The organism is Rhodovulum tesquicola (assembly GCF_024128855.1).
Classification (GTDB): domain Bacteria; phylum Pseudomonadota; class Alphaproteobacteria; order Rhodobacterales; family Rhodobacteraceae; genus Rhodovulum; species Rhodovulum tesquicola.
On the sequence record NZ_JAMYDV010000042.1, the window covers coordinates 1 to 6,717 of the forward strand.

Genomic DNA, 6,717 nt, shown 5'->3' on the forward strand with positions numbered 1-6,717 from the left:
GTTGTCGTCGCCTGCTTGTGAAGAGAAATCAGCATCCTCGCCCCGCGTCCCGAACCTCACCCAGCAACGATCTTGCCATGAAGAGCGCAGAGCGGCGAGGGTCTATGTGATCGTCCGGGATGGGACACCTATTGACGCGGCGTCTGGAAGTGAGGCCGTTGAAAGTGACCAGGTGTCCGCAACTGCCAAGTCGCAGGTCGTGTCGGGGAAGCCGTGGACGTTCCCTCGCGGTGTGCTCCGGAAGAGTGAAGGTTCGGTATCCAAGGCGGCGAGGTCAAGGGGCATTGGCTTGGCCTGCTGCCGGTTTCATGGTCACGATCTTATCTTCGTGTCCACGAAACCGGCAGCAGGCCACACCTCAACCTTCGCCATGAAGTCCGCGCTGTAGTTCTTCCGTTTGCCAGCCACGCTGTTCGTCCTCGTCTTCCTCGGCGGCAAGCTTAGCAAACTGTCCAGTTTCTGGGGACCACCTCACACCTCATTATGCAGCGGAAGCGCAAGCTTGCAAATTCTGCGCTCTGGCCCATGGGAGATACTCAGGATGATGCTGAGCAGCTACAGGAAATGTTGGCGCAAGAAGCCGTTCGCCACAGAGCAGGTGACAGCGTGAAGGATGCGCTGGTCGAGACGTTTGCTCGAAACGGCACATCCTGTCCTAACCCGGGCCCGGGCGGAACCTATGTATTCAGCAGAGTGATAAAATCTTGCGGTTTGGAACGGGAAAGGCAACGAAAATGCTGGACGGGTGCTCTGACCCGCGACTTTCATCGGGCCGAGGCCATACCCGTGGTTGTTCATCGGTGCCGTCTGCGGCATCAAGGGATGGCGCGTCACCCTACCGAGTGTCCGTTATCGTGAGTTAGTCCGTGGAAATTCGCGCCTGCAGCAGAGCGAGCGCTGGGCCCTGCACGAACGCCAGAAAAGGGTTGGGCCAAGTTATCTGATGGTTTGTGTCAGGTATTCGCAATGACCCGCGATGTGCGGTTCGCCGGGCCGCACCGCGGCATCCGGCGTGGTAGGTGGACGGCAGCTAAAGGCCGTCCCTGCTGGTCCGCCCTGCTGGGTGGCGCCCAAGTGCGCCGGTCGTCACCTGCGCATTTCGAAGGTTCAAGTTGAAATATCGACCCGCGTTCTGGCGGAACTGTCAGATGTTGCGAGTTGGCGCGTTCGTGCGGAACACGAGTTCGGGCAGGATCGTCTCCCATTCGTCGCGTTTGATGTAGGTCTGGAAGCGCTCGTCATTGTCGGTCTTGCGCCAGCGCACAACCGCGCCCACATTGCCCGAAATCAGAGCGGTGCCCTCGGGAGGCGCCCAAGCTGCTGCCATACGGCCCAGAACCCGGCCAGTCCTGTCGAGGATCAGCCATTTCCCCTCGTGCAACGAGATCGTTACCGGATCATCGACCTGCGCGGCGGCGATGGCTGCGAGGGTCGGGTTCGTCTCGGGAAGCCGTCCGGCATAGGAGAGATCGACCGAACTCATATCAGGAACCTGATACTGGTCCGGCTCAGGCAGTTCGAGCCTCTGCGGCATCTCGACCTTGCGCAGCATCTCGCAATCGCTGTCGGCCTCGACAAAGGCGTGTGTCCCGCTTGTCACCACGGCAAGGCTGCGGCGCGCGCGGGTCATCGCAACGTAGAAGAGGCGGCGGGGCGCCTCGCCGTCTTCGCCCTTAGACAGCGCCTTCCAACCTCCGTTCAGGATCACCACATGGTCGAACTCGAGCCCCTTCGAGCGATGCGCGGTCAAGAGCAAAAGCCCCCGTTGCGCGCTGCGGATATCCTGCGCCCATTCGGCCAGCCATTCGATCGTGTCGGGAACCGGGATCGTCTTCTTGCCCAGTTCCCGGGCCAGATCCGCGATGCCCTCGGCGATCAGATCGATCCAGCGATTTGGGCGCTGCTCGTTGAGCACATCAAGCATGTCCTGAATGCTCAACATCGCCGCCGGGCGTCGGCGCAGGCCCGCCACGAAGCGTTGCATCTCTCGAAGGCGCCAGATGCTGGGCAGCTTTTCGTTCGCCATCTCGACGGGCAGGCCAAGCTTTTCGGCATAGGCGCGCACCGGGCCGAGCCTGCGCCAGTCGCGCGAGATGATCGCGCATCGCGCCCAGGTGAACCCCGGGTCGAGCCGCGAGATCCGCACCAACTCGTCCACCGCCGCCACCGCCTGTGCTGTGTCATCGACCGCGACATCCAGAAACTGCACCCGCCCCTGACCGACCGGGTCGTAGCCCGCCATCACCCCGCCACCGGGATCGAGGCTGCGCATCTTGTCCACGGTGATCGGATTGCCCGCCTTCATCCGACCGCGCGCGGGGACGATGACCTGGTTTGCCGCGTCCACGATATGCCGGGTCGAGCGGTAGTTTTCGGTCAGGAACTTCGGCTTGGCGCGGTAGTCTTCCTCGAACTGCCGAATGAAGGAAATCGAGGCCCCGGTGAAGGCATAGATGTTCTGGTCGTCATCGCCCACCGCAAACAGGCTCAGGCGCTGGTCGGGATCGTCGAGCGAGCGTCCGGCCACGGCGGCGATCAGCGCATATTCCTCGGGGCCGATATCCTGGTATTCGTCCACCAGGATCCAGCGGTAGCCCTGAATGAGCACCTCGCGCTGCGCCTCGGCCTCCGATCGGCTAAGGCCCTCGCCATTGATCTGCCGCACTGCCTCGCGCAGGATCGCGTCGAAATCGCGCCGTTCGGCGCTCGCGCCGGTAAAGCTTGCCCCCACCAGCCGCATCGCCAGCGCATGGCAAGTCGAGACGGTGACGCGCGCGGCATCCTCGCCGACCAGATGGCGCAGGCGGGCGCGGATTTCGGCGGCGGCGTGGCGGTTGTAGCTGAGCACGAGGATGCCGCGCGGATCCTCGCGCCTGACCCGCAACAGATAGGCGATGCGATGCACAAGCACGCGCGTCTTGCCCGAGCCGGGACCGGCCAGCACCAGCACGTTCGTCGCCTCGCGGTCGTCGGCGACGATTTCCTGCTGCACCGGATTGCCAAGATCCTCGACGATCCGTTTCCACGCCCGGCCGGTGGTCTGGCGGCGCAACTCGACACTGCGGCCGGGCATCCAGCGTTGCAGGAACCTTTCCTGATCGAGGGCGAAATAATCCTCGGAGAGCCGCACCGCCTCGTCGATCTGCCCTAGCCCCTTTTCGGCGTAGGCCGCCATTACATGGGTCTGCAACGTCTGTTCGCGGTAATGCTCCTCAAGCGGCAGGAAGTCCTTCTTGGTGAAGCCCGCACGCCCGGGTTTGAGGTAGATCGTCATCGCCGAACGGAACACTGTGAGTCCCTTGCCGAGCGTCATCACCTGTTGCTCGTGCAGCCACAAAAGCGCGCGCTCCATGAGCTTGGTCATGTCCTTCACGCCCGAGGCCTTGGTCAGCGCATCGCCGCTCAGCGCCGCCAGCAGGTCGCCGATGGTCGTATCGACCTGAATATCCTTTCCTTTCGTGCCTGTCGGAACTTTGGAAATCAGGAAGTCGAGCAGCTTTTCCGCCGCCATCCAGCGCAGCGCGGCGGTCTGCTCCACCACGCGCCACGAGCGTTGCAGCACCACCTCGAGCGTTTTCGACGAAAGCTTGCGCAGCCGGATGTTGCCGCGCCCGCCGTCGCTGTCGCGCCCGTCGCGTTCGATGCTGCGCAAGAGCCGGTCGATCACATGCGGGCTGGCATCTTCGTGGCCCTCGTCGCGCAAAAGCTGGCTTGCCGCGACCAGATCGAGGGGGGCGCCATCGCCCACATCCGCCTCGGGCGCCATCTCGCGCATTCGCGCGATCAGGGCCTTTTCCAGCCGCATCGCCCGCGCGTTGCGCGGCAGCGAGGCATTCTCGAAGCCTACATGCACCGAAACCGTGATCGCGATGTCATTGCGCGCGATGCCAAGCGTTTCGAGATCCGCCATCGCCTTGCTCAGCGCCCGGTGAGTCAGCCCGCTGATGCCGGTCAGCTCGTCAGTCGAAATGCCCTGATCAGGGGGCGTGTTCATCACATGGCGCACGATGGTCAGAAGCTGCCTCCGCCGCGCCTCGGTGATCTTGGCACCCTTCAGGCGGGTCTCGGCCTCGGCCAGCGTGCGCACCAGAAGCGAGGAGGGGAACACCTGCACCCGGTTTTCCTCGCGCGAGACGAGCGACGCCTCTTCGAGCCAGGAGATCGCCGTCTTGACGCGGGTGTCTTCGGTCGCGCTGTCGCGCAGGAACTCACGGTCTTTCTCCTCGCGCACGATCTCGCCCGCGGTCGCCACCACCTTGCCGCTGTTGCGGGTGCGTTCATCAATGCGGCGCAGGGCTTTCAGGATGGCGCCGATCTCGTGGCTCGCAAGGCGAGAGCGGGCGGTGAGGGTGAACTGCCGTTCGACATCGTCGGAATGATAAAGCAGCACGCAATCGGCGGGCTCCCGGTCGCGCCCGGCCCGGCCCGCCTCTTGCAGATAGTTTTCAAGCGAGCCGGGAATGTCGGCATGGACCACCAGCCGGATGTCGGGCTTGTCGATGCCCATGCCGAAGGCGTTGGTCGCGGCGATCACCCGCAGATCGCCCACGCGAAAGCGTTCCTGCACCGTCTGCTTGTCGTCGGGGGTGAGCCCAGCGTGGAAATGTTCGGCGGCAAGCCCCTGTTGCTTGAGAAAATCCGCAACCCGCTCGGTCTCCTTTCGGGTCGCGCAATAGACGACGGCCCCGGATTTCCCGCCCTCGGGCAGGTGCTCGGAGATCACCGCCAGGATATCCCCGAGCTTGCTTTCCTTCGTCGTCGCCAGCACCGAGAATGTCAGGTTGGTGCGCGTGGCCCCGCCATCGAACAGCGCGAGGTCCACGCCCAGACGGTCGCGGAAATGCACGGTGATGTCGCGCACCACCTCGGGCTTGGCCGTGGCCGTCAGGCACAGCACCGGCGCAGGCGGCGCAGCGCCGGAAAACTCGCGGATGAAGCGGCCGATGTAGCGGTAGTCAGGCCGGAAATCATGCCCCCATTTCGAAACGCAATGCGCCTCGTCGAGCACCCAAAGCCCCACTTCGCGTTGTGTCAGCACCGAACGTACCGAGACCGAGCGCAGCTGTTCGGGCGATATCAGCAAGATCGCCGCCTGCCCCAGCCTGACCCGGTCCAGCGCGTCCTGCCGCTCGGGCATCGAGAGCATGCCGTTGATGGTCACCGCCGAGGAAATCCCCGCCCGCTCCATCCCCTGCACCTGATCGGCCATCAGCGCGACGAGCGGCGAGATGACTACCGTCAGCGCCCCGGTCTTGTCATAAAGGCTCAGCGCCGGAACCTGATAGCAGACCGATTTGCCCGTGCCTGTGGGCAGGATGCCGAGGACATTCGCATGCTCCATGGCCCGGGCCACGATACCCTCTTGCAGCGGCCGCCCCGCGCTGTCCACGGGTTGGGGCCGGAAACCGTCGAACCCGAACCACTTCTTCAGCGCCTCCACGGGGTTGTTCATCTCGGCGCACCAGGCGCAGGCAGGGTCGCCGCAGTTGCTATCGCGCAGATCCCGCACGATCAGCGCCGACTGCGGAAAGGCCGCACGCACCCAGGGCGGCATCACGGACTCCCCACCCGCGACCGAGATCCAGGCCAGCGCATAGGCCATCGGCCAGCCCAGACGCGGGTCCGACAGCGCCTCGAGCGCCGCCCCGACCTGCACTCCGCAGGCCTTGTCGGCAAGGAGTTCCCGGATCGCCGCAAGTGCCGAGGCGCGGTCGGGCTGCCGCGCCTTGCGGACATGGGCAAAGACCGCGTCGAAGCCCTCGGCACGGTCCATGCGGGTCGCAAGGTAATGATAGGCGAGCAGGGTTTCGGGGGATTGCGCCGCAAGCTCGGTCAGCGCTGCGACCTGGTTTTCCAGCACCTCGAACACCAACCGCGCATCGAGCTCGGGATCGTTCACATGCCCGGCCTGCAGACGCCCGTCATGGTAATGCTTGACGAGGTGGTGGTAAGGATTGCGCGGAAAGGCCAGCGGATTGAGCCAGAGCGTGTCGATCGGCGCGGCCATCCTCTCGAGGAGCCGTGGGCGCGCTGCGAGCAAATGCTCGATATCGTGGCGCAGGATATTGTGGCCGATAACGTGCGACGTCTTGCCGAGCGCGTTTTCGAGCTGGTCGAGTCCTCGGTCGATCGGGCCTTTCGGCGCCACGGCTGCGGGCCCGTCGCCAAACCGCACCGCGGCCAGATCGAGGATTTCGCCTGTCTTGGGATTGACCTCGAGATCGACGGACAAACAGCGCTCAAGCAGACGCTTAATGTCCGGACTCCCCAGTCGCAGGAAACTCAGAATAGCCATCAAGCCCGGGAAAAAGAACAGTTTCGCAGGAGACTAGAGCGCCCCCACCGGCGTCGCAATACATTACCGCCCGGCACAGGGAACGATACGTCAAAACCTGCGGAAGCTCAGTCACGCGCAGATCGTCCGCGGCGATCAATGGCAACGTGGTCACTGCTGCTTCAAGAAGGCGCAAACCTCTTTAACGATGCGTTCGGAAGGGCGTTGTTGCAGAACGGCAGCCTGAGGCGTGACTTGCTCTTTCCCCTTCAGGTTCAGGCCACGCGGACGATTTCGGCGGTGCCGGGGGGCTCTGTTTGAGGTGGTCCCCAGAAACTGGACAGTTTGCTAAGCTTGCCGCCGAGGAAGACGAGGACGAACAGCGTGGCTGGCAAACGGAAGAACTACAGCGCGGACTTCAAGGCGAAGGTGGCGCTTGAAGC

Annotated in this window: 2 protein-coding genes; one reads left to right on the top strand and one right to left on the bottom strand. The window is 63.9% G+C overall.

The window, feature by feature from the left end; all coding sequences use genetic code 11:
• Nucleotides 1–1,144: 1,144 nt before the first annotated feature.
• On the bottom strand, nt 1,145–6,007 hold the full coding sequence (locus tag NHN26_RS16995; RefSeq protein WP_253090509.1) for a RecQ family ATP-dependent DNA helicase: 4,863 nt from the start codon (nt 6,005–6,007) through the stop codon (nt 1,145–1,147).
• 33 nt (nt 6,008–6,040) lie between these two features.
• On the opposite strand from NHN26_RS16995, the gene NHN26_RS17000 reads away from it, so the two are divergent.
• On the top strand, nt 6,041–6,595 hold the full coding sequence (locus NHN26_RS17000; RefSeq protein WP_253090510.1) for a hypothetical protein: 555 nt from the start codon (nt 6,041–6,043) through the stop codon (nt 6,593–6,595).
• The last annotated feature ends 122 nt before the right edge of the window (nt 6,596–6,717 follow it).